Annotated in this window: 21 protein-coding genes; 8 read left to right on the forward strand and 13 right to left on the reverse strand. The window is 53.5% G+C overall.

The genetic code is table 11. The features are described 5' to 3' along the window. Positions 1–18: 18 nt before the first annotated feature. From fdhD to yiiM, 4 genes are all read left to right on the forward strand, one after another. Positions 19–861, forward strand: coding sequence for a formate dehydrogenase accessory sulfurtransferase FdhD (gene fdhD / locus ACO0U8_RS17985; protein ID WP_136374795.1), 843 nt, complete (start codon positions 19–21; stop codon positions 859–861). Positions 862–1,069: 208 nt separating this feature from the next. Beyond that, complete coding sequence (gene sodA / locus ACO0U8_RS17990) at positions 1,070–1,690, forward strand: superoxide dismutase [Mn] (RefSeq protein WP_056775847.1); 621 nt, start codon at positions 1,070–1,072, stop codon at positions 1,688–1,690. 277 nt (positions 1,691–1,967) lie between these two features. Continuing rightward, complete coding sequence (locus ACO0U8_RS17995) at positions 1,968–3,911, forward strand: methyl-accepting chemotaxis protein (protein WP_421671375.1); 1,944 nt, start codon at positions 1,968–1,970, stop codon at positions 3,909–3,911. Positions 3,912–4,026: 115 nt separating this feature from the next. Then, a complete protein-coding gene (yiiM, locus tag ACO0U8_RS18000; protein ID WP_056775851.1) occupies positions 4,027–4,707 on the forward strand; it encodes a 6-hydroxyaminopurine reductase in 681 nt (226 codons plus the stop codon). Between the two features lie 43 nt (positions 4,708–4,750). Here the strand turns inward: yiiM and ACO0U8_RS18005 are convergent, their stop codons facing one another. After that, entirely contained in the window at positions 4,751–5,110 is a 360-nt protein-coding gene (locus ACO0U8_RS18005) for a YibL family ribosome-associated protein (RefSeq protein ID WP_056775854.1), read from the reverse strand. 165 nt (positions 5,111–5,275) lie between these two features. On the opposite strand from ACO0U8_RS18005, the gene ACO0U8_RS18010 reads away from it, so the two are divergent. Continuing rightward, the gene (locus ACO0U8_RS18010; protein WP_390973700.1) at positions 5,276–5,698 is read left to right on the forward strand and encodes a hypothetical protein; all 423 of its coding nucleotides are present in this window, start codon (positions 5,276–5,278) and stop codon (positions 5,696–5,698) included. On the opposite strand, the gene ACO0U8_RS18015 is transcribed toward ACO0U8_RS18010, so the two are convergent. Beyond that, positions 5,667–7,160, reverse strand: a complete 1,494-nt coding sequence (locus tag ACO0U8_RS18015; protein WP_056775858.1) for a PLP-dependent aminotransferase family protein — start codon at positions 7,158–7,160, stop codon at positions 5,667–5,669. The genes ACO0U8_RS18010 and ACO0U8_RS18015 overlap by 32 nt on opposite strands. 144 nt (positions 7,161–7,304) lie before the next feature. Between ACO0U8_RS18015 and ACO0U8_RS18020 the strand changes: the two genes are divergently transcribed. After that, entirely contained in the window at positions 7,305–7,913 is a 609-nt protein-coding gene (locus ACO0U8_RS18020) for a LysE family translocator (protein ID WP_122097578.1), read from the forward strand. Between the two features lie 5 nt (positions 7,914–7,918). Here ACO0U8_RS18020 and ACO0U8_RS18025 read toward each other — a convergent pair whose 3' ends face one another. The 3 genes from ACO0U8_RS18025 to ACO0U8_RS18035 form a co-directional block, all read right to left on the reverse strand. Next, positions 7,919–8,467, reverse strand: a complete 549-nt coding sequence (locus ACO0U8_RS18025; RefSeq protein WP_056775860.1) for an MltR family transcriptional regulator — start codon at positions 8,465–8,467, stop codon at positions 7,919–7,921. A gap of 136 nt (positions 8,468–8,603) precedes the next feature. Next, positions 8,604–9,752 (reverse strand): mannitol-1-phosphate 5-dehydrogenase, encoded by a 1,149-nt coding sequence (locus ACO0U8_RS18030; protein WP_122097155.1) that lies wholly within the window; start codon positions 9,750–9,752, stop codon positions 8,604–8,606. 122 nt (positions 9,753–9,874) lie between these two features. Beyond that, the gene (locus ACO0U8_RS18035) at positions 9,875–11,788 is read right to left on the reverse strand and encodes a PTS mannitol transporter subunit IICBA (RefSeq protein ID WP_056775864.1); all 1,914 of its coding nucleotides are present in this window, start codon (positions 11,786–11,788) and stop codon (positions 9,875–9,877) included. A gap of 501 nt (positions 11,789–12,289) precedes the next feature. Here ACO0U8_RS18035 and ACO0U8_RS18040 point away from each other — a divergent pair. Next, positions 12,290–12,574: a deoxynucleoside kinase gene (locus ACO0U8_RS18040; protein ID WP_421671376.1), complete on the forward strand. Its 285-nt coding sequence runs from the start codon at positions 12,290–12,292 to the stop codon at positions 12,572–12,574. A gap of 111 nt (positions 12,575–12,685) precedes the next feature. Further along, a complete protein-coding gene (gene nudI, locus ACO0U8_RS18045) occupies positions 12,686–13,111 on the forward strand; it encodes a nucleoside triphosphatase NudI (RefSeq protein ID WP_056775869.1) in 426 nt (141 codons plus the stop codon). A 99-nt stretch (positions 13,112–13,210) separates the two neighbouring features. Here the strand turns inward: nudI and ACO0U8_RS18050 are convergent, their stop codons facing one another. The 8 genes from ACO0U8_RS18050 to glyS form a co-directional block, all read right to left on the reverse strand. Beyond that, a complete protein-coding gene (locus ACO0U8_RS18050) occupies positions 13,211–14,005 on the reverse strand; it encodes a DsbA family protein (RefSeq protein ID WP_421671377.1) in 795 nt (264 codons plus the stop codon). An 86-nt stretch (positions 14,006–14,091) separates the two neighbouring features. Then, positions 14,092–14,811: a nucleoside/nucleotide kinase family protein gene (locus tag ACO0U8_RS18055; RefSeq protein WP_421671378.1), complete on the reverse strand. Its 720-nt coding sequence runs from the start codon at positions 14,809–14,811 to the stop codon at positions 14,092–14,094. Further along, positions 14,789–15,316 (reverse strand): MltR family transcriptional regulator, encoded by a 528-nt coding sequence (locus ACO0U8_RS18060; RefSeq protein ID WP_122097153.1) that lies wholly within the window; start codon positions 15,314–15,316, stop codon positions 14,789–14,791. Before ACO0U8_RS18060 ends, ACO0U8_RS18055 begins: the two co-directional genes overlap by 23 nt. A 42-nt stretch (positions 15,317–15,358) precedes the next feature. Continuing rightward, positions 15,359–16,627: a zinc-binding dehydrogenase gene (locus ACO0U8_RS18065; protein WP_421671379.1), complete on the reverse strand. Its 1,269-nt coding sequence runs from the start codon at positions 16,625–16,627 to the stop codon at positions 15,359–15,361. Beyond that, complete coding sequence (locus ACO0U8_RS18070) at positions 16,624–18,027, reverse strand: PTS mannitol transporter subunit IICB (protein ID WP_421671380.1); 1,404 nt, start codon at positions 18,025–18,027, stop codon at positions 16,624–16,626. Before ACO0U8_RS18070 ends, ACO0U8_RS18065 begins: the two co-directional genes overlap by 4 nt. A 30-nt stretch (positions 18,028–18,057) precedes the next feature. After that, positions 18,058–18,504 carry a PTS mannitol transporter subunit IIA gene (gene cmtB, locus ACO0U8_RS18075; protein ID WP_421671381.1) on the reverse strand — a complete coding sequence of 149 codons (447 nt, stop codon included), beginning with the start codon at positions 18,502–18,504 and terminating at the stop codon, positions 18,058–18,060. 326 nt (positions 18,505–18,830) lie between these two features. Next, positions 18,831–19,553, reverse strand: a complete 723-nt coding sequence (locus tag ACO0U8_RS18080; RefSeq protein ID WP_056775880.1) for a DUF3053 domain-containing protein — start codon at positions 19,551–19,553, stop codon at positions 18,831–18,833. A 398-nt stretch (positions 19,554–19,951) separates the two neighbouring features. Further along, positions 19,952–22,021, reverse strand: a complete 2,070-nt coding sequence (gene glyS / locus ACO0U8_RS18085; protein WP_421671382.1) for a glycine--tRNA ligase subunit beta — start codon at positions 22,019–22,021, stop codon at positions 19,952–19,954.

Raw genomic sequence — 22,021 nt, forward strand, 5'->3', positions numbered from 1 at the left:
TTTATAAGGTTATTGCTAATGGATGTCCATCAAGTAAACGAACTGGGCAAAAAAGATGATAAAAAAGTGACTCAGATCATCGGAGCGAGCCAAAAAACGGTGATGCAGCGCGCACATCTTGATGAGCCCAAAGATGACTGGATTGCTCAGGAAGTGCCCGTTGCGCTGGTCTATAACGGCATCTCGCACGTGGTGATGATGGCCTCGCCAAAAGATCTGGAAGCCTTTGCGCTGGGCTTTTCGCTGTCAGAAGGGATCATTGAATCCCCCGGTGACATTTTCGGGATGGAAGTGACACCCACCTGTAACGGGATAGAAGTGAATATCGAGTTATCGAGCCGCCGTTTCGCCGGGCTGAAAGAGCGCCGCCGCGCCATGGCGGGGCGCACCGGCTGCGGCGTTTGCGGCATCGAACAACTGGGTGACCTGTTCCGCCCGCTCGCGCCGCTGCCGTTTACCCAGACCTTTGCGCTGGCGAATCTGGATAACGCGCTGAATCAGCTGAAATCCGTGCAGGAAATCGGCCAGCTGACCGGCTGTACCCACGCTGCCGCGTGGATAACCTCGCAGGGCGAATTACTGGGTGGCTGTGAAGACGTAGGCCGTCACGTGGCGCTGGATAAAATGCTGGGTATGCGCGCAAAACAGAATGACTGGACATCCGGCGCGGCGCTGGTTTCCAGCCGCGCCAGCTATGAAATGGTGCAGAAAGCCGCGATGTGCGGCATCGAAATTCTGTTCGCCGTCTCCGCCGCCACCACACTCGCGGTCGAAGTCGCCGAAAAATGTCACCTGACGCTGGTCGGTTTCAGCAAACCGGGCCGGGCGACGGTGTATACGCATCCGCAAAGACTGCGTTAACGCTTTAAGCTTCACGTGCCTTTAGACAATTTAGGATTGTTTGCGGTTATCTGGTTCTAAGCCCCGTATAACAGGCGCTTACGAGTACCCGTACAAAGGGTGGAGCATAGATAATCATTTTCAATATCATTTAATTAACTATAATGATCCGACTGATTACGCGGTGCTCACAATGACGGTGCCGCCCTACACTATGGAGACGATGAACATGAGTTATTCACTGCCATCACTGCCTTACGCATACGACGCACTCGAGCCGCATTTCGACAAAGAGACGATGGAAATCCATCACTCTAAACACCACCAGGCTTACGTGAACAACGCGAACGCTGCACTGGAAAGCCTGCCAGAACTGGCAAAACTTTCTGTTGAAGAGCTGATCGCAAACCTGGACAAAGTCCCTGCGGATAAGAAAGTTGCACTGCGTAACAACGCAGGTGGCCACGCTAACCACAGCCTGTTCTGGAAAGGCCTGAAAACCGGCACCACCCTGCAGGGCGAACTGAAATCTGCTATCGAACGCGATTTCGGCAGCGTTGACGCTTTCAAAGAAACGTTTGAAAAAGCAGCAACCACTCGTTTCGGCTCCGGCTGGGCGTGGCTGGTTCTGAAAGACGGCAAACTGGCCGTTGTTTCTACTGCTAACCAGGACAGCCCGCTGATGGGCGAAGCCGTTTCCGGCGCATCCGGTTACCCGCTGCTGGGTCTGGACGTTTGGGAACACGCTTACTACCTGAAATATCAGAACAAACGCCCTGACTACATCAAAGCTTTCTGGGATGTGGTGAACTGGGACGAAGCTGCAAAACGTCTGGCTGAAGCGAAATAATTTCGCCCTGCCGCCCTTAACGGGCACGATGTTTTCGCCAATGGCGGGTCTGTGACCCGCCTTTTTTATGCCCTGCTTATTCTGCTAAAAACGTTACTCTGATCACTGTTTTACAGCGAATTATCCGCCTGGTTCCCCCCCTTTTCAGACACCGCTCGCATTAATCAAAAATACATCGCAGATCCTATTAAGTTTACCGCCAAATCTACCGATAGATTCTTCACAAAGGCGTAACAAAGCCGCCAACTTTGGCAGGGATGTTTTACGGAGAACGATTATGGGTAACGGCACGGGTCTTTCGCAGTGGATGAATAATCTCAGAGTCGGTACGAAACTGGGTCTGGGGTTTGGGTTAGTGTTAGTGATCGCCGCCGTGATCACCGTGGCGGGCATGGTCAAATTAAATGACATCAGCCAGCGCGCTGAAAAAGTGGATTTCAGTAATCAGATGAATGCATTGCTGAATGACGCCCGCCTGAGCCGCACGCTGTATCAGCTGAAATATGAACCGACGTATCTCCAGCAAAATCAGGAGAAAATCGACGCACTTTCACAGCTGATCGCTCAGTCAAAAGGCAAGCTTGAATGGGACGCCACCAGCCAGGCAAATCTCGATCAGGTACCGGTAAAAATCCGCGAATATCAGCAGGCACAAAACGCCTTTAAACAGGCCGTTGACAGAAAAGACGCCGTGCGTGCCAGCTGGAATCTTTCCGAAACCGAAGCCGTGGTAACACGTTTACAGGATCAGCTTCGCGTGGAAGATGCCGATCCGTCAATCCGTCTGTCTCTGGCAGAAGTGGTTCAGAAGCTTATCAGCGTGCGTTATTACGTGCGCGGCCTGCTGCTGAACATGGATAAAGAATCCGAAGCCACGCTGCTCAAAGCCATTGATGAAACCCAGGCAAATGCAAAAAAACTGAATGCCCTGTTACTGCCCAACCAGCAGGCCACTCTGGCTCCGCTGATGAGTGCGCTGGCGAATTATAAAAGCCACGTCGTCGCTTATATGCCCGCGTATGAAGATGAGCAGAAGAACTCGCAGTTGCTGTCAGTCAAAGCCAGTGAGATGAATACGCTGGTAGCAAAAATCTTCAAAAATGAACTGGCGAACACGCACCTCGATATCAGCCGCGCGCAAATGATGATGATGGTGATCACGCTCGTCGTCCTGCTGGCCGGTATTCTGATCGCATGGCGCATTACCCGCCAGATCACCCAGCCGCTGCGCGATACGCTGAAGACCGCCGAGCTGATTGCCAAGGGCGATTTGACGGCAGCCCATCCGACGGCGCGCCGCGACGAACTGGGTATGCTGATGAATGCGGTTTCGGCGATGAGCCAGAATCTCAGCACCATGATTTATGAGATCCGCTCGGGTGTGACGCAGGTTTCCCACGCTGCCGCAGAAATCGCGGCGGGGAATACCGATTTGTCTTCCCGTACGGAACAACAGGCAGCCGCCGTGGAAGAAACGGCAGCCAGTATGGAACAGCTGAGCGCAACGGTGAAACAGAATGCCGATAACGCCCATCACGCCAGCAAACTCGCCAGTGAAGCGTCCGGGACCGCCACGCTCGGCGGCAAACAGGTCAGCGACGTGGTCGATACCATGCAGCAGATTTCCGGCAGTTCTAAGCGCATTGCCGAAATTACGTCGGTCATCAACGGTATTGCCTTCCAGACCAACATTCTTGCGCTGAACGCCGCAGTAGAAGCTGCGCGCGCCGGAGAGCAGGGACGCGGATTCTCGGTCGTGGCTTCTGAAGTTCGTACGCTGGCACAACGCAGTGCGCAGGCCGCGAAGGAAATTGAAGGGCTGATTGCTGAGTCGGTTGAGCGTGTGAATACCGGCGCGAAGCTGGTGGAAAACACCGGCCGCACCATGCAGGACATCGTGAAATCGGTTTCTCACGTGCGCGATATTATGGGTGAGATTGCCTCGGCGTCTGACGAGCAAAGCCGGGGTATAGCGCAGATATCACAGGCGATTGTCGAGATGGACAGCACCACTCAACAGAACGCCGCGCTGGTTGAGCAATCCTCTGCCGCCGCCGATTCGCTCGAAGATCAGGCTGCCACGCTGACGCAGGCAGTATCCGTATTCCGTCTCGCTGATAACCGCAACATGCAGCACGCACCTGCCGCCAATACCCTGCGTCGCCCGACGTTACCGCCAGTGCAGAATAAATCCAGCCAGGAAAACTGGGAAACGTTCTGATATTCCCTTTCATCCGGCGTGCGTCTCCCCGACGGCGCGCCGGATGATTCTTCCTACTCACACCCTCTAATGCAGGTTATGCTGAGCTCAACGACTGATGAGTGGCGGAGACCTTATGCATTATCCCGACGTTTATATTGGTGCTATTGAGCAGTATCCCGGCTATTCCCCCAGCGCGATTGCCAAACGTCAGGTCAACGGCGGCATGGCATTAACGTCGCTGGGTCTGGAAGGCGATCAGCAGGCTGAAACGTCTTACCACGGGGGCACTGACCGCGCGCTGTGCCACTTTCCCCGCGAGCATTACGCCTGGCTGCGTCAGCAATTTCCCGAGGATGAAGAGCGCTTTCATCCGCCCGCGTTCGGCGAGAACCTTTCCACGCTGGGCATGACGGAAGAAAATGTCTTTATCGGCGATATTTTTCGCTGGGGCGACGCGCTGATTCAGGTTACGCAACCCCGCTCGCCCTGCTACAAGCTGAACCATTTTTTCGACTGCAAAAATCTGTCGCCGTTACTGCAAGACAGCGGCCGCTGCGGTTGGTTGTATCGCGTCGTGGCGACCGGAAATGTCAGTGGCGACAGGCCTCTGGAACTGATGACCCGCAACAGCGAGGTGTCGGTCGCTGAAGCGATTTCCATCGCATTTTCTATGCCGTTCGATGAAGAACAGTATCGTCGTCTGATGTCTGCTGCGGGGATTTCGGCCAGCTGGAGCAAAACGATGCAAATGCGGCTGATTAATCGCAAGATTGAGGATTTTGGACGCAGATTGTTTGGTGCGCAAGGGAAGTGATTTATAGCACCCTCCCCTGTGAAGGGGGAGGGTTGGCGTGACATTAAAATTCTTTTTTGGCGAAACCGGTCACGACTTTCAGGCCCATTTCGCGGCCCAGTGCAGTCATCGGGTGAACCACCACGATACCGCGTACGGTTTTCTTCAGCGTGCCCATATCAGCCTGTTCTTTCTTGGTGATTTCACGGCTGAACAGCTTTTCCAGTTTCTGCGCTTCGGTGCTGAGTTTTTTCACACGCACATCTTTCAGACGCGCAATCTCGGCGGCCAGCTTTTCTTTCTCTTCTTCATGTTTGGCAATCAGCTCAGAATTCCCCTGCTGAATAACGGCCGGGTCTTTGTGATTCAGTGCATCAAGCATGTCGCTGAGACGCTTGATCTCGGCTTTTTCAATTTCTTTCATGGTGACCAATTCGTGTAGTGAACAATTGGGGTAAGTGTAACAGCCCGATGCGCGAGATGCTCGATTTGTGGGGCATACATTTTCCTCTTAATACTTTCAGGATGTTTGCATCGGCATATCAGATTAAGGTGTGCGCCATCATTCTACCTCATGGAAAGAGACATCATGAACCCAACATTCAGCCGCGATCACCGTCTGGAAATGCATTTAAACAACGGCATGTTCAATGGAAAACCGCTTTATATTCATTACACGTCTGCGCAAACCTTCCCCCAGATTATCAACAGCCGTTGTTTTATGGCCCGGCCAAATTATGACCGTCGCGGCGTCGCGGCCAAACCGGGTATCTATCTTGTGCGTAGCATACATGCCTTCAATGCCGAGAAAGCGTTTCAGCAACTGTTTCTCGGCGAAGCTAAATACCGCGACAGCGCTAAGTTCTGCTTCCTCTTTACCTTCAACAGCGATCCCCATTTAACCGGACATCCTGTTTCTGCCGGAAGCAGCGTTGAAGAACTGATCCATCCCGGAAACATCAGTTTTTCAAAAATTAATATTATTTATCAGGGAATGAATCCGTTCCTGTGACTTCCAGCCCCGGCGGCAAACCGCACATCTCACAGGCGCGCTGACCAATGCGGATCATCGCCGAAATATAACGTGTGTCGAAGACATAGCAGCAGGATAACCGCAGGCCGTTGATATAACGCCCGCTCGGCGAATAGAGTTGCCCCGGCGTCATGCAGATTTTATCTTCCAGCAATTGGCGGAATAAGGTTACGCAATTCACGCCAGGCGGGAAATCCACCCAAATAACAAAACCGCCCGACGGTTGCGTCGCACGCGTTCCCTGTGGGAAATGCTGAGCAATCAGCGCGCGTGCCTGCTCGACCTGTGAGGCATAGCGCCGGCGTAAGGCGCGCAGGTGATGGTCGTAACCGCCGGATTCGAGAAATGCCGTCAGCGTTTGCGAGAGCAGCGCAGATTCAGCCATCGACGACACCGCTTTCAGCTTATGCAGCTTCGCGGCAAAACGCCCGCCTTCCATCCAGCCGATACGAAAATCCGGCGCCAGGGTTTTCGTAAAACTGGTGCAGAACAGGATCCAGCCATCGCGATCAAAGGATTTCACCGCCGGAGAGAGCGTCGCGCCGAACTGAATTTCCGCGTATAACCCGTCTTCTATCAATGGTACCTGATGATCGTTCATCATCCGCGCCAGCCGTTTTTTCGCGGCGAGCGGCATGGTAAAGCCCAGCGGATTTTGCGCCGTCGGCATGGCGATCACCGCGTTCAGGCGCTTTTCGGTGAGCAGCATGTCGAGGACATCCAGCGAAAGGCCCGTTTGCGGATCGGTCGGGATTTCCACCGCTTTCAGCCCGAGGCTGGCAAGCAACGGCAGCAGATAAAAATAGGTCGGCGTTTCCAGCCCCACGCTGTCGCCCGGCTTGGTGGTGACGCGCAGCGCCAGCTGTAACGCTTCCATACAGCCGTGGGTAATGGTGATGTCGGTCGGTTCTAATATCATACCCAGCGTCAGCGCACGGCGGGCAATTTGCTGTCGCAGCGGCGGATGCCCCGGCGGCAGCGCATATTGGCCGATCAGATTGGGCTGACGGCGCAGCAAAGACGACATAATGCGCCCCAGTTTTCCGCCAGGATAAAAGTCATTGGATTGCGGGCAGGCCAGCGAAAGATTGGTGTACGTCGGGTCAATTTGCGCGGCGAACACTTTGTCGATCAAATCCAGCACTTCATCTGCCGGTTCGGCGGCAGGCGTCTGCGGCTGTACGTGCGGCGCAGGGTTCAGCCCCGGCAACGCGGCGCGAACATAGAATCCGGACTGCGGCCTCGCCTCGATAAACCCGCGATCTTCCAGCCGCCGGTACGCCGCAACCACCGTATTGATGCTGACCGACCAGGTTTGCGCGCTGCGCCGCACGGAAGGCAAACGGCTGCCCGGTGCGAGCGTGCCACGGCGGATGGCGTCCGCCAGTTGTTCCGCCAGCTGGTTGTAACGGGTGTCGCTGAAATCCGCGGTGTCAGTCATGGTGTCAGTTCCGTGAAAAGTGATGGGCACAGTGTGTATTTACGCAATCTGTAACCCTGACAATAGCGTATTTCTGGCTCTGTTACCTTTGCTGTTCACTGTTTACTCTGGTTATCTGGAAAACAGGGGATGCAGGAACATAAAATGATCGATACCGCTTTTGTCAGTTACGTCACCGTGATGTCTATTACGCCCGGCCCGAACAATCTGTTGCTGGCGGCCTCCGGGGTGAATTTCGGGCTGCGTCGCAGTGTGCCCATGATGGTCGGTATCACGCTGGGCTGCGTGGTGCAGTGCGCGCTGATGACCTCCATGCTGGCGATCTTACTCAGCTGGATGAACGCGGTACGCCTGCCGATGGCGGCCGTGGGTTGCGCCTATCTTTTCTGGCTGTCGTGGAAAATTTACCGTTCAGGTTCGCCAAAAGAAGGCGAAAAACAACAGCCGATGAACCTGCTCAGCGGCGCGTTATTTCAGGCGGTGAACCCGAAGGCCTGGCTGATGGCAACCAACGTGGCGATTCTGTTCACGCCGCCGGACGGCAATATGCTGCATCATACGCTGCTGATTTGTGTCGGCTTCGCGCTGATCAATCTGCCGTGCATTCTGGTGTGGGTGGTGATGGGTGACAGGTTACGTCAGGCGTTACGTGTGGAATGGAAACTGAAAATGTTCAATACGATCATGGGCGGCATGATGGCCTTAACCGCGCTGTGGTTGCTGGTGGGCGAAGTGCGCCATGCCATGATCTGAGGAAATTACTTCTGAACGGGCGAAAGTCTTGAGGGCTGCTGATTACTGATATGGGCGATAAGCCCGGTGACAGAAAGCACCATGGTTGAGCGGACGATTTGCTGGTAACGCTGGCGTTGCATGGCGATCAGCGATTCGTCGGCTTCGCCCGGTTTCAGGAACGTGGGGGCGGGCGGCAGTTCCGTCACACAGTGCAATTCCCCAAACGGACCGAGTATTTCATCATCGGTAAAACGGTACTCTTCGCCGTCGTAATTCAGCTCTTCACGCAGCGCCATCAGTAATTCCGCATCTTCATACTCATGACGGCTGATCACCCCCAGCGCGTAAATCAGTTTAAGACGCACGGAGAGATCGCCCAGCGGGCCGGTGCCGGTCAGCAGGGGTTCAACGGCGTATTTCACCGCGTAATCGTCCTTACGGAAAACCTGCACCACCAGAATATCCAGCGCTTCGGCCAGCAATTCTACGGAGGTCATCAAAAAGCTGCGTACGGTTTTACCCGCATTGAGCTTCTCAAGAACACGGTTTTCAAATGCCTGAGCTTTTTCCATTGGGCTTTCTTGCGATAAAGAACGGATACTTTTAACGCCCTTGGCGTCATCCCTGAAACGCACGTGTCGGGCAGTCACTGCCTGCCCGACAGGGCTTTCTTTGCCTGGTATTGGCGAAATCAAAACGAACGCAGTATTAGTGCATGGATTCGTAGATTTTTACTGCTTCGGCGACCACTTCGCCCTCTTCCGGCAGCCCGGAAATCTGAGCAAGGGCAGCTTTCGGCCCCACTTTCTCCAGCAATTCGGTCAGCTCTTTCGCCTGCGGATCCTGCTCGCTGCGGTAACGCATCGCAGCGGCAATCCCGATAACCAGGTTATTGTGTGGCAGGCGATATTCCTGCGTGCCCAGCAACGGTTTGATCAGACGATCGCCCGCGCTCAGTTTACGCAGTGGCTGACGGCCAACGCGCTCCACGTCATCGTGCAGATACGGATTTTCAAAACGAGTCAGAATTTTTTCGATGTAAGCGAAGTGTTTTTCCGGGTCAAAACCGTAACGGCGGATCAGCACTTCACCGCTTTCTTCCATTGCACCGCGCACAATCAGACGCACTTTCTCATCCAGAATGGCATCACGAATCGTCGCATGGCCTGCCTGCTGACCGAGGTATGCGGTGATGGCATGCCCGGTGTTAAGCGTGAACAATTTACGTTCGACGAACGCCATCAGGTTGTCGGTCAGTTCCATACCGCCGATGTCCGGCAATGCACCTTTGAACTGGGTTTTATCGACAATCCATTCGCTGAAGGTTTCCACCGTCACTTCCAGCGGATCGGTGGTGCCGGCTGCGGCTGGCGGAACGATGCGGTCTACAGCGGAATCGACAAAGCCGATATGCGCTTCCACCCAGGCTTTTTCTTCTTCCGGCAACGCATTGAAGACGTGCTGTTTGAACTGGCTGGTACCGCGCACCATGTTTTCACAGGCGATGATGTTCAGCGGCTTTTCGTTGCCCTGCTGGTGACGCAGCACCAGACCTTTGGCGACGTTTGGCGCGATTTTTTCCAGCACGGTCGGGCCGACGGCGGTGGTCATCAGATCAACTTCAGCGATCAGATTAATCGCTTCCTGGCCGGCGCTGTTGACTGCGCTGACGTTGCTGACCGTCTCAACGGTGGCCTGTTCGCCGACCACGTGTACGTCATAACCTTTACGGCTGTTCAGCGCGTCCAGCAGCACGGGGCTGACATCGGCAAAAGTCAGTTCGATACCGGCATCTGCCAGCAATTTACCGATAAAACCGCGGCCAATGTTACCTGCGCCAAAATGTAGTGCTTTCATAATATTTCCTTCAAATCGGGGGCTATAAGTAGGTAAAGCTGGGGAGCCGCCCGGCTCCGAATCAACAAGCGGGTCTCGTAAGACCCGCTGAGTGACGCTCTGTGACTGCTTATACTTAAGGCTTAACCGCGCAGAATGCTCAGCACTTCGTCAACGCTGGTGGTGTTTGCCAGACGGTCGATGACGCCATCTTCGTCGAGCGCAGTGGTCAGTTTGGTGATCACGTTGATGTGCTCATTATTGCGTGCGGCGATACCGATAACCAGACGCGCGGCATCATCTTCATCATCGCCCCAGCGGATACCCGCCGGATACTGGCAGAACACGATGCCGGTTTTCAGTACGCGATCTTTCGCTTCGATGGTGCCGTGTGGTACCGCGATAGATTCGCCCAGATACGTGGAGGTCAGCTGCTCACGGGCCAGCATCGCTTCAACATATTCTGCCTGAACATACCCGCCTTTCACCAGTTGCTCACCGGCAAAGCGAATCGCTTCTTCTTTTGTGGTCGCCTGCAGGCCGAGGAAGATGTTGCTTTCGCTCATGCGGAACAGGTTTTCGTTGTCATGGTCAGCCACGATGCTGTCGCCGAGCGTGGTGGTCACTTTCTCTTTGTACTGGCTGGCTTTGTTCACTTCCACCAGACGGGAAGTCAGATCAGTGTACAGGCCGCTGTCGAGGAAGTTGGTCAGCGAAATGTGCTGAGCGTGCGGCACCTGACGCATAGCGCGTTCAGTCAGGTCACGGTGGGTAATCACCAGATCCACGTCATCAGGTAAATTGTTGATGGCGCTGTTGGTGACGCTGATATTGGTCAGCCCCGCATCCTGCACTTTTTTGCGCAGCACACCGGCACCCATTGCGCTTGAACCCATACCGGCGTCACAGGCTACGATGATTTTACGTACGGTAGACAGGTCGCCCGCTACGCCAGTCGCTGAAGGTTTGCCGCCTTTAGATTCGGCTTTCATGTCCTGCATGCGACGGGTTGCTTCGTCCAGATCGTCACCGTCTTTCGCTTTGGTGGTTTTCAGCAGCAGCGCAGAAACCACGAAGGATACCGCAAAGGCTGCCACGATAGCCGCGATGTTAGCGAAGTACGCGCCTTTTGGCGTCATCGCCAGAACCGCCAGGATAGAACCCGGAGATGCCGGAGAAACAAGACCGCCGTTCAGCAGCGTCAGGGTGAACACGCCAGTCATACCACCCAGGATAACCGCCAGCAGCAGACGTGGATTCATCAGAACGTATGGGAAATAAATTTCGTGGATACCACCCAGGAAGTGGATGATTGCCGCGCCGCCAGCAGATTGCTTCGCGCTGCCACGACCGAAGAACATGTACGCCATCAGGACGCCCATACCCGGACCTGGGTTCGCTTCGATCAGGAAGAAGATAGATTTACCGGTTTCAGTCGCCTGCTGGATACCCAGCGGAGAGAAGATACCGTGGTTGATGGCGTTGTTGAGGAACAGAATTTTCGCCGGTTCAACAAAGATAGAGGCCAGTGGCAACAGGTTATGAATAACCATGATGTGCACGCCGGCAGCCAGCACTTTAGACAGCGCTTCTACCAGCGGACCGATCGCCAGGAAGGCGAGGATTGCCAGCAGCATACCGATAATACCGGCTGAGAAGTTGTTAACCAGCATCTCGAAGCCGCTTTTGATTTTACCGTCAACCCAACGGTCAAAGCGTTTGATACACCAGCCGCCCAGCGGGCCACCAATCATCGCACCGAGGAACATCGGCATATCCGCACCGACGATCACACCCATCACGGTGATTGCACCGACCACACCACCGCGATCACCGCCGACCAGACGACCACCGGTGTAACCGATGAGCAGTGGCAGGAGATAAGTGATCATCGGGCCAACCAGTTTCGCTAGCGTCTCATTTGGGATCCAGCCGGTTGGAATGAACAGAGCCGTAATGATACCCCAGGCGATAAACGCGCCGATGTTGGGCATTACCATGTTACTCAGGAAGCGACCAAAGTTTTGAACTTTGATCTTAACGTCTGGTGAAAACATAAAACGCACCCCTATTGATACGCGCTGACAATAGAGCGCGTGATATCAGTTAATTATCGGTGACGGTTAATTCGGTTTTTGTGCCACTGCTTTAAAAATCCGTCCGTCGAATTGCTGTCTGCGAGGCGGACTCTACCACGTGATTATAGGCCCCGCGTACCCACCCGACATCCCGTGACGCAGATCACACGTATACCCTCACCACCCCCTGCCTTTTGGTGATCGCCATCACAAAAACACCCTGTAACCCGGCTACAGTGGCGATAATTTAAGCTTGCCACCGCTAAAAATGTGACTTGAGTCACCATTTTTTAACGAGTCTTTATCATTAAAACGTGATATTCGTCACAAAGTATTTTTCGACGAACTTGTGTATTTCGCTTAAAAAGCATTCAGACGTGTCCGAACCGCGCAGAAATGAGTTTACGGGAGGGGTGTTGAAAGAAAATTACAGGGGGGGGAGTAGGGAAAAGCACCTTTCTGAAGAGGTTATCTGCGTGTTTGTTTAAGGAAGATTCGCATACAATCGCTATAGACGAAAAAAGCGTTCACCATTCTCTCCTTCCTTATCTTTTCGATGATACGGCAAACTATGGTTATCTTATCCAGCTTAATTTCATGATACAGCGCGCGCTAATTATAAAGTCATGGGTGGATAAGGGATTCAATCTGGTAATGGAACGCTCCCACCTTGAGGATTACATCTTTATTAATTTTATGTTTAAGGCTGAATGTATCAGCAAAACACAATATGAGGCATATATTACCCCGTGGAATATTCACTGATTTATCTCCATAACGACGAAATACATGGAGTCCGGCCAGAAGAATTTCCTGATGAAACAGACATCTTTTCTGATAAAGTTTTTCAAAAAGCAATGTTATTAAGGAGAAATAATGCGCCAGAGAATAATTGTGTGCCCTGTAATACAAAATGAAGGAGAGTTTCTACTTTGTAAAATGGCCAATGATCGCGGGGTTTTTCCTGGGCAATGGGCTCTGCCTGGCGGAGGGCTAGAACCTGACGAAACCATTGAACTCGCTCTCAGGCGCGAAATCATGGAAGAGTTAGGAGAAGAACTTATTATCACTGACATTAAGCCATGGGCTTTTCGTGATGATACCCGAATAAAAACTTACCCCGATGGCACGACCGAAGAAATTTACATGATTTATCTTATATTCGACTGTGTAAGTGGAAATCGTAATATTACGTTCAACGAAGAATTTCAGGAAGTCATCTGGGTACTTCCTGAATTAATGAAAGATATGGATTTAAATGAGGCGACCCGGGTCACTTTTACCCAAAAAGGCATCATTTAAAGAGGTGCCTTTCGGGGTTATAGCCAGAAGTAGCCGTTCATTTTTTAATTAATGTCAGTGCGGGAAAACCCGACGCCTTGCGACGCCGGGGTTAATGTCTTACTTCCCGCCCTGCGCCTTCACAATGGCTGCCTGTAAATCGTCGGCAGATACAGCGCCTGGCAGCACGGTGGTGTTTTCTGCGGTGGCACCGCTGACTGGCATCACGACAAAACCTGGCGTGCCGCTGAAGCCCAGCGTACGGGCCAGTTCGTCGTTAGCGGCGATGGCTTCGTGCGTGGCTTTACGTTGTGCCTCGGTCGGCAGTGTGGCTTTTGCCGCTTTCACTGCGCCTGCGATATCCGCATCGGTCAGTTTGCCTTCATCATGACCGGTGCGGTAAATGCTGTTGTGATAATCGAAATACGCCCGCGCGCCCTTCTCTTTCCACACGGCCATACCGGTTTCAGCGGCGGTGATGGAAGGTTTCCAGCGGTCACCGAAGATTGGCCACTCTTTGAAGACGAAACGCACATTCGGGTTCGCTTTCACGGTCTGTTCAACCACCGGTGCCATACGGCTACAGTACAGGCACTGATAATCGAAGAATTCGACAAACGCGACTTTCGCGTCTTTCGGGCCATAGCTTGGCGTCGCCGGATCGCTGGTCAGGGTTTTGGCGTTTGCCAGCACCGCGCTCAGGGTTTGTTCCTGCTGCTGATCGGCCTGCTGCGCCTGAAGCTTCTGGCTGACCTGCACCAGAATTTCCGGGTGTTGCAGCAGGTAATCCGCTGCAATTTTACCAATAGCAGCCTGCTGTGCAGGGGTGAAATCGGCGGTTGCGCTGTCGGCAGCCGTTGCCAGCGTCGGAGCCAGTATCAGGGAAGCCAGCAAAGTCATCGTCTGACGTTTCATTAAACATCCTTAAAGTGAATACGGGAAAAAGGGACAGTTGCCTTCAAAAGTAGAGGAATTCCACCGGCTTTGCAGGCTAAAAATTGTCATTTTTTATAAACCTGCACGTGATAGCTGCCGTCTGACGTCATCTCCAGCATGATGTCCGCCCGCCTGCTGTCTTCCAGCACCCGCGTCACATTCGGCCCGTCAGTGGCAGCATAAAAATCACCGGCCTGCTGCGGCGTAAGGCCGCCCCGAATTTTACGGTCGATCAGCCGCCCGCGAAGGTCGTCCGGGCTGGCATGAATAAAAATACTCAGATCGCAATATGAGGCCAGTTCCCGCCAGCCTTCATCTTTGAGCAACAGCCAGTTTCCTTCCACAATCAGCACCGGCGCGGTGACATGAATCGCGTCTTCGACCGGTTCATGAAGCGTCCGGCTGTACTCCGGCCAGCGACTGCCCGGCGTGCGTAAGTCGATCAGGGCATCGCGCAATTTATCCACATCAAATGTCTCTGCGGCGCCTTTTTTCTGACGTAATTGATGCGCGTCCAGCCAGGCATTGCGGCGATGGAAACCGTCCATCGGCAAGGTCTGGACCGGCACTAATCCTGCCGTCTCCGTGGAAAGCGTTTGCCAGAACGCCGAAAGCGTCGATTTACCGGTTCCGGGCGGAGCCACCAGAAACACAATCAGCGGGCGATGTAACTGACGTTGTTGCGCGGAAAAACGCTGTAAAAGGGGAAGATGTAACTGCCCGATATCGTGCTGTGGGAAAAACGCCTGCGTGATCAGCCCGTTAATGGTCAGCGTCACGTTCATAGGTCAGTTCCTTGAGTAAATCCGTCACGGCCAGCGACAACGCCGTTTTCACCAGACCGCCATAGCGCGCAGTATTGAAGATCTCAAAACCGGCATATTTCATTTTCTCAATCGACTGAAACATCAGCGGGTTATCCGTTACGCAACGTAAGTTTTTAACGAATTCATACGCGGTGTCGTCATGAAATTCGACGATCCCCGCCTGCGCGTTGAGATGCTCATCCAGTTGAGAAAACAGCAAAATATCGGCATAGACGGATTTTTTGATTTTCCCCAGGGCATAAATCAGCCGCAGGGAAACATCTATGCTGTCGAGCGGGCCTGATTTGGCGAGCAACGGCCTGACGGCAAATTCGCGAATATCCTCGTCATTATTGATGAAGAGATGAGGAAGGAACTGTTTAATGCCGCTGAGTAAAATAGCGTTCGCGGCATTCAGAAAATCATTGAGGTTCGTCCGGGCGGAAAGCGTCTCCAGCACCTGATCTTCAGTTAATCCAGTCATCCTTCCCTTAACCATCGTTTTTAATGAGGAGAATCGATGATATTACAGCCCGGTGGAAACACCAAAGTGGCTGAGCAGTACGCGTTCCGCCTGTTCATTCCAGACGCCGTGCGTCGGTGCGACCTCCTGCGCCAGCCGGGCAAACAGCGGATCGGTTTTGCCTAATTCTGCAAAATCGTCAATGGCGGTCAGCGGCAGGGAAATGCCGTTATAAATAAGCTTTTTACCGCCAGGAATATGCGGCAGATTGAGCACCGTGTCGGGAACGGCATCCAGACCGCCGATATGCGTGATCATATAGGATGGCTGAATACGACCGGCCGCCGTCAGCGCCAGCGCCTCTTCCATATCGCCGGTCGAGCCGCCGGACGTGCCGACAATATGCGTCGAACCGTAGTGAACGTTGTAGAAATTGAAGGGAACGCTGAAGTTTTTGTCGGTCGGCCCGGCAAAGAAGTTCAGGCAACCGTCTTCGCCCAGCAGCGCATCCCCCAGTTCAATCACTTCCGCCACCGCCGCGTACACAAATACATCATCAAAGCCTGCGCCGCCGGTCATTTGGCGCAAAGCCGCCACCGGATCTGGCAACGTTTTGCTGTTGATATACACCAGCTCGATGCCTTTTTCTGCCGCCATCGCCACAGGTAAAAGCTGTTCTGCGCGCGCCAGCCGTTGCTCGTCGATATCCACCACCACAATTCGCGCCGGGCGCACGTCGCCGTTGATCGCATAATCAATCGCGCCGATGCCCATCGGCCCCGCGCACGCCAGCAGCGCCAGATTTCCCCCCGCTTTGATGCCCATCTGATGCTCATACACATATTGCGTGGTGTGATAACTGGCGTGATACGCGCCGATAATGCAGCACATCGGCTCGGCGAGCGACGCAGCGGCAAAATAGCGGCTTTCGTACGGCAGAACACAGCCCATATCGATAGCCAGTTTCGGGATGATCATGTACGTCGCATTGCCGCCAAAAGTTTCGTAGCTGTAGCCAGCGGAATAGCCGCTTGGCAGCCCCATCGCCGGTTGCAGCACGAAGCGTTTCCCCACTTCAAACCGGTTTCTGAGATTTTTGCCCACCTGCACAATCACACCCGCACATTCGTGCCCCGTGATGGCCGGATGTTCGGCGATATCCTCCGGCACACGTTTATGTTCGCCGCCCAGCAATGCCGCTTTATACGTCGAGAGGCAAACGCTGTCCGAGACGACGCTCACCAGCAATTCGTCATCCGTGATGTCGGGCAATTCAAACTCACGCAGTCTCACATCTTTTTTTCCGTAAATGGCGGCGACGTTGGTTTTCATGCTGTTGCTCCTTGCTGAAGCGGGGAAGTGATATCGGCAAACAACGCATCAAGCGCCGGGTCGCCGAGATAGTTTTTTATCAGAATCAATGGCTGATCGGTCACCCGCTGCGCACGGCCTTCGAGGCTGGCATGGGTGACAATAATGTCAGCGTCGGCCGGAATGTTTTCGATGGAGTAGTGCTTCACTTCGATTTCATAACCGGCTTTTTGCAGCTTTTTGCGAAACGTTGTCGCGCCCATCGCACTCGATCCCATTCCCGCATCACAGACAAACGCTATCAGACGGATATCGCCGGTGACCGGCTGCACCGCATTTTTACCTTCAGCTTTACGCCTTTTACTGGCAGCCTGAGAATCCGCAAACGTGTCTTCCGCAGGCGATTTATCCAGTTTCAGGATGGCCGAGGCGACGACAAAAGAGACGACAGTACCGGCCAGCACGCCGGCGCAGGTTCCCAGAAAGCCCCCGCGCGGCGTCAGCGCCAGATAGGCAAAGATAGAGCCAGGGCTTGGCCCCGCCACCAGCCCCGTGCCAAACAGTTCGAAGACATAAATGCCGGTCATGCCGCCCGCAATCATGGCGATAATCATCAGCGGTTTCATCAGCACATACGGGAAATACAGTTCGTGGATGCCACCGAGGAAATGAATGATCATCGCGCCGGGTGCTGACTTCTTACTCAGCCCTTTGCCGAACAGGGAAAACGCCAGCAAAATGCCCAGACCGGGGCCGGGATTGGAGGCCACCATGAAATAAATCGATTTTCCGGCGACGGCGGTGTCCTGCATGCCCAGCGGATAGTAAACGCCCTGATCTATCGCATTATTCAGAAACAGCACTTTGGCCGGTTCATTAATCACTGACAGCAGCGGCAGATAACCGGTCGCCACCAGCGCCTCAATGCCCTCTTTCACCACGTTATTGGCGGCCATTACCGCCGGGCCGATCACTTCATAGGCCAGCAGGCACAGCAACATGCCGAGAATGCCGAGGGAGAAATTATTGATGACCATTTCAAAGCCCGCAGGAATGCGCTTCTCGAGCGCCTTATCGACGACTTTGATGACATATCCCCCCAGCGGCCCCATCACCATTGCACCGATGAACATCGGAATATCGGCCCCGACAATGACGCCTATGGTGCCGATTCCGCCCATTACCGCACCGCGCTTTCCGCCAATTAAATGGCCGCCGGTTGAGCCAATCATCAGCGGCAATAAATAGGTGATCATCGGGCCGACAAGCTGACCGAAGTGCGGGTCAGGGGTCCATCCGGTGGGTATAAATAACGCGGTAATAAAACCCCAGGCAATAAATGCGCCTATATTAGGAATAACCATTGCCGTCAGAAAGCCGCCAAAAGCCTGCACTCTGGCGCGCATAGATTTATTAGCCATATTAAAATCCTGTGTGATGTTAGGATAAAACTAATAACGCTGAATGATATTAATTAATTCCTCTGAATTATTTGCATTGAGTAATTCATCAATAACTTCATCTTCGCAAAGCATTTCACTTAACGCCTGAATTGCCTCAATATGTGAATCAGAATCTTTCGCGGCTAATCCGATAAGCAAGCGAACCGGCGGGCTTTCAGCATCAAAGCTGACGCCTTCGCGCAGCAACGTCAGGCTCAGCGCCGTACCTAGCGCACCGCACTCCGGCCTTGCATGGGGCATAGCAATGCCGGGGGCAAGCAAATAATAAGGGCCGATTTCACGGGTAGTCTCTTTAATCGCCTGAATATAGTCCGGCGTAATATATTTTCTTTGCAGAAGATTTCCCATCGATAAATCTATCGCCTCAGACCAGTTTTCAGCGGAGGAATATATCGCAATACTTTCACGTTCGAAAAAAGCCATTAATGACGACATAACTCATCCTTATTTTATCGATGATAATTCACTTTCATGAGCATATTCTTTGAAATGGATTTAATCAAACCGGCAAGGATTTGTGACCGACATTATAAAAACTGTCATGGCGATAATAAAATCCAACCAAGATCACACGAATAACGTCATTTTCATAAATAAGGATTTAACGCAACAGGCTAATTGTGGATGAATCCACAGAATTCATTTTTATATTATTGTGTTAATTTGTGATGGAGATCTGATTCACCTGATTGCATTCGCTTCAGATAATAAAAAAGCCACGCAGACATCGCGTGGCTTAACATAAATCGTTTTTAACCGGCTTAGCGGCTGAAATCGCCCTGCGCGACTTTCTGCGCCTCAAGCAATGTCTGCTGTTTGCCCACCAGATTCGACATCATGGTGTTGTACTGCGTCGCCTGCTGCTGCGTCGGGAACTGCACGCCGCCGTTGGCGAATGCCACCTGAGCGCCCTGCTGTTGCAGGTAATCACCGACAGAGACGATATCCTGCGTGAAGCTTTGCAGCGCAGGCACCAGCGGGGTCAGCACGTTAGCGGGTTGCGTCACTACGGTGCTGTACACCTGGCTGTAAACCGCTTTCAGATCGTCCGGCTGTTTCAGTGCAGCCATCGCGGTATCGGCTTTCACTTTCGAGTCACGCAGCTGTGCATTGAGCAGGCTCAGCGTACCGGCCGCCTGTTGCAGCGCACCGCGTTGCGTCATGTAATCCTGCGGTGTGCGCACCTGACCGATTGCGTTGACCACTGGCACGAAGCTGCCATCGACAGCGCCTTTCATCTGACGGGAGAATGACAAAATAATGCCGTAGTCATTCGCGTAATTACCAAAACGTTGTTTCTGATCTTCGCTCAGCGATGGCAGGTTTTGCCCGCTGCGCATCACGGTATTTTGCAAATAATCGATAAAGGCTTTGCGTTGTTCCGGTTCTTTATCGCCACATGCCGTGAGCTGGAAAACGACCAGCAGTGCGATAAACGGCGCCAGCCAGCGAGAAAATGCACCGCTTCTGATCCCTACAGCCATGAGTCCTGACTCCTGATTTCAATGTTCTTCTTCCGGCCAGTTCCCTGCCGATGCTGTGCATTCCATGCGGGTTATAGGATAGAACAATTGGGGGGAGAACGCTTTTTAAAAAAGCCTGTAAAAACGTTAAATTCAACTTAACGTTGAAGTTCAAGGTCAGGAGCAACGCCGGGGGCTTTTTAATTCCCAAGCAGAATGGTTTTATTTTTAAAAGGTGTGGATTGGCGTGCTTAAAAATGGCACCGGATGAAGGGTTCAGGACGTGAGGCCCGACACCTGAAATGAGGGTATCGCGTAGCGCGCAGTGAAAAGAGTGTGGAGTCCAGAGGGAGAACGTTTATTCTCCCTCTGGTCGGTGTGGGCCGACGCCCGCAACCTTAACTTACAAAATCACCGTCTTACTGAAGCAGCGAAATATCTGCGACCTGCAGGAACAACTCCCGCAGTTTAGACAGCAATGTCAGACGGTTGATACGCACTGCTTCGTTCTCATCCATCACCATGACGGTGTCAAAGAACGTATCGACGGTTTCGCGCAGCGCAGCCAGTTCCACCAGCGCTTCTTTGTACTGACCAGCAGCAAACAGTGGTTCCAGCTTGTCGCGCAGCACCACCAGATGCGTCGCCAGTTTCAGCTCAGCAGGTTCTTTCAGCACGGACGCGTGAACGTGATCCAGCAGAACGTCGGTGGATTTCGCCAGAATGTTGGATACGCGTTTGTTGGCCGCAGCCAGCGTTGCCGCTTCGTCCAGCGTACGGAAGTAACTCACGGCTTTCACACGGGCATCGAAATCTGCCGGTTTGGTCGGACGACGTGCCAGCACAGCCTGAATGGTATCGACCGCGTGACCTTCTTCCTGATACCACGCACGGAAACGACCGAGCATGAAATCAACCACTTCATCGACAACCTTGGCGTTAGTCAGCTTGTCGCCGTACAGGCGCACCGCTTCTTCGGTCAGGGTTTGCAGATCGAGTGACAGGTTTTTCTCAACGATGATACGCAGAACACCGAGCGCTGCACGACGCAGTGCAAACGGGTCTTTGTCGCCTTTAGGATGCTGACCGATGCCGAAAATACCGGCCAGGGTGTCCATCTTGTCTGCGATAGCCAGGGCACAGGCCACCAGCGAAGCCGGCAACTCGTCGCCCGCAAAGCGTGGCTGATAATGTTCGTTCAGCGCAACCGCGACTTCTTCCTGCTCGCCGTCGTGACGCGCATAGTGCATGCCCATCACGCCCTGCGTGTCGGTGAATTCGAAGACCATGTTGGTCATCAGGTCGCATTTTGAAAGCAGGCCCGCGCGTTTGGCGTTCTCAACGTTGGCACCGATTTTATCGGCGATCCAGCCAGACAGCGCCTGAATACGGTCGGTTTTGTCACGCAGCGTACCCAGCTGTTTCTGGAACAATACGGTTTCCAGACGCGGCAGGTTATCTTCGAGACGTTTTTTGCGGTCGGTATTGAAGAAGAATTCGGCATCGGCCAGACGCGGACGCACCACTTTCTCGTTACCGGAAATGATTTGCTGCGGATCTTTCGATTCGATGTTGGCCACAAAGATGAAGTTCGGCAGAAGTTTGCCCGCAGCGTCGTACACCGGGAAATACTTCTGGTCGCCTTTCATGGTGTAAACCAGCGCTTCAGCCGGTACCGCCAGGAATTTCTCTTCGAATTTCGCGGTCAGCACCACCGGCCATTCCACCAGAGACGCCACTTCTTCCAGCAGGCTTTCGCTCAGATCGGCGATGCCGCCAATCTCTTTCGCCGCTTTCTCCGCATCCTGTTTGATCAGCGCTTTACGCTGTTCGTAATCAGCAATGACTTTGCCGCGTTCCAGCAGAATTTGCGGATACTGATCGGCGTTGTCGAGGGTGAATTCAGGTTCGCCCATGAAGCGGTGACCGCGGATCGTGCGGGCAGAATCGATACCGAGGATTTTCGCCGGGATCAGTTCATCGCCTAACAGCAGAGTCACGGTGTGAACCGGACGCACAAACTGCACGTCGGAATCGCCCCAGCGCATCAGCTTAGGAATAGGCAGTTTGGACAGTGACGTTGCGATCATCGCAGGCAGCAGCTGTTGCGCGCTTTCGCCTTTGACGTGCGCACGGTACACCAGCCATTCACCTTTGTCGGTGACCAGACGATCGGCCTGATCAACGGTGATACCGCAACCGCGAGCCCAGCCTTCAGCGGCTTTGCTCGGTTTGCCTTCGGCATCAAACGCCTGCGCCACAGCCGGGCCGCGTTTTTCAACTTCGCGGTCAGCCTGAGATTCATGCAGACCGGAGACTTTCAGCGCCAGACGGCGCGGCGCGGCAAACCATTTTACGTCGCCGTGTGGCAGATTCGCCGCATCCAGCTCCGCAGTCAGGTTGGCTGCAAAAGATTCAGCAAGGCTGCGCAGAGCCTTCGGTGGCAGTTCTTCCGTGCCGATTTCCACCAGAAATGTTTTTTCAGTCAT

Origin of the sequence: Rahnella sp. EDr1-12 (assembly GCF_049206505.1) — a bacterium.
GTDB classification, from domain to species: Bacteria; Pseudomonadota; Gammaproteobacteria; order Enterobacterales; family Enterobacteriaceae; genus Rahnella; species Rahnella rivi.

Bases quoted from the DNA above. Each gene is read 5' to 3' on its own strand.
- ACO0U8_RS18055 (WP_421671378.1), bottom strand. From the start codon at position 14,811: ATGAACGTGACGCTGACCATTAACGGGCTGATCACGCAGGCGTTTTTC.
- ACO0U8_RS18030 (WP_122097155.1), bottom strand. From the start codon at position 9,752: ATGAAAGCACTACATTTTGGCGCAGGTAACATTGGCCGCGGTTTTATC.
- cmtB (WP_421671381.1), bottom strand. From the start codon at position 18,504: ATGTCGTCATTAATGGCTTTTTTCGAACGTGAAAGTATTGCGATATAT.
- ACO0U8_RS18025 (WP_056775860.1), bottom strand. From the start codon at position 8,467: ATGGAAAAAGCTCAGGCATTTGAAAACCGTGTTCTTGAGAAGCTCAAT.
- glyS (WP_421671382.1), bottom strand. From the start codon at position 22,021: ATGACTGAAAAAACATTTCTGGTGGAAATCGGCACGGAAGAACTGCCA.
- ACO0U8_RS18015 (WP_056775858.1), bottom strand. From the start codon at position 7,160: ATGACTGACACCGCGGATTTCAGCGACACCCGTTACAACCAGCTGGCG.
- ACO0U8_RS17995 (WP_421671375.1), top strand. From the start codon at position 1,968: ATGGGTAACGGCACGGGTCTTTCGCAGTGGATGAATAATCTCAGAGTC.
- fdhD (WP_136374795.1), top strand. From the start codon at position 19: ATGGATGTCCATCAAGTAAACGAACTGGGCAAAAAAGATGATAAAAAA.
- nudI (WP_056775869.1), top strand. From the start codon at position 12,686: ATGCGCCAGAGAATAATTGTGTGCCCTGTAATACAAAATGAAGGAGAG.
- ACO0U8_RS18035 (WP_056775864.1), bottom strand. From the start codon at position 11,788: ATGTTTTCACCAGACGTTAAGATCAAAGTTCAAAACTTTGGTCGCTTC.
- ACO0U8_RS18050 (WP_421671377.1), bottom strand. From the start codon at position 14,005: ATGAAACGTCAGACGATGACTTTGCTGGCTTCCCTGATACTGGCTCCG.
- yiiM (WP_056775851.1), top strand. From the start codon at position 4,027: ATGCATTATCCCGACGTTTATATTGGTGCTATTGAGCAGTATCCCGGC.
- ACO0U8_RS18080 (WP_056775880.1), bottom strand. From the start codon at position 19,553: ATGGCTGTAGGGATCAGAAGCGGTGCATTTTCTCGCTGGCTGGCGCCG.
- ACO0U8_RS18010 (WP_390973700.1), top strand. From the start codon at position 5,276: ATGAACCCAACATTCAGCCGCGATCACCGTCTGGAAATGCATTTAAAC.
- ACO0U8_RS18005 (WP_056775854.1), bottom strand. From the start codon at position 5,110: ATGAAAGAAATTGAAAAAGCCGAGATCAAGCGTCTCAGCGACATGCTT.
- ACO0U8_RS18070 (WP_421671380.1), bottom strand. From the start codon at position 18,027: ATGGCTAATAAATCTATGCGCGCCAGAGTGCAGGCTTTTGGCGGCTTT.
- ACO0U8_RS18065 (WP_421671379.1), bottom strand. From the start codon at position 16,627: ATGAAAACCAACGTCGCCGCCATTTACGGAAAAAAAGATGTGAGACTG.
- ACO0U8_RS18060 (WP_122097153.1), bottom strand. From the start codon at position 15,316: ATGACTGGATTAACTGAAGATCAGGTGCTGGAGACGCTTTCCGCCCGG.
- ACO0U8_RS18020 (WP_122097578.1), top strand. From the start codon at position 7,305: ATGATCGATACCGCTTTTGTCAGTTACGTCACCGTGATGTCTATTACG.
- sodA (WP_056775847.1), top strand. From the start codon at position 1,070: ATGAGTTATTCACTGCCATCACTGCCTTACGCATACGACGCACTCGAG.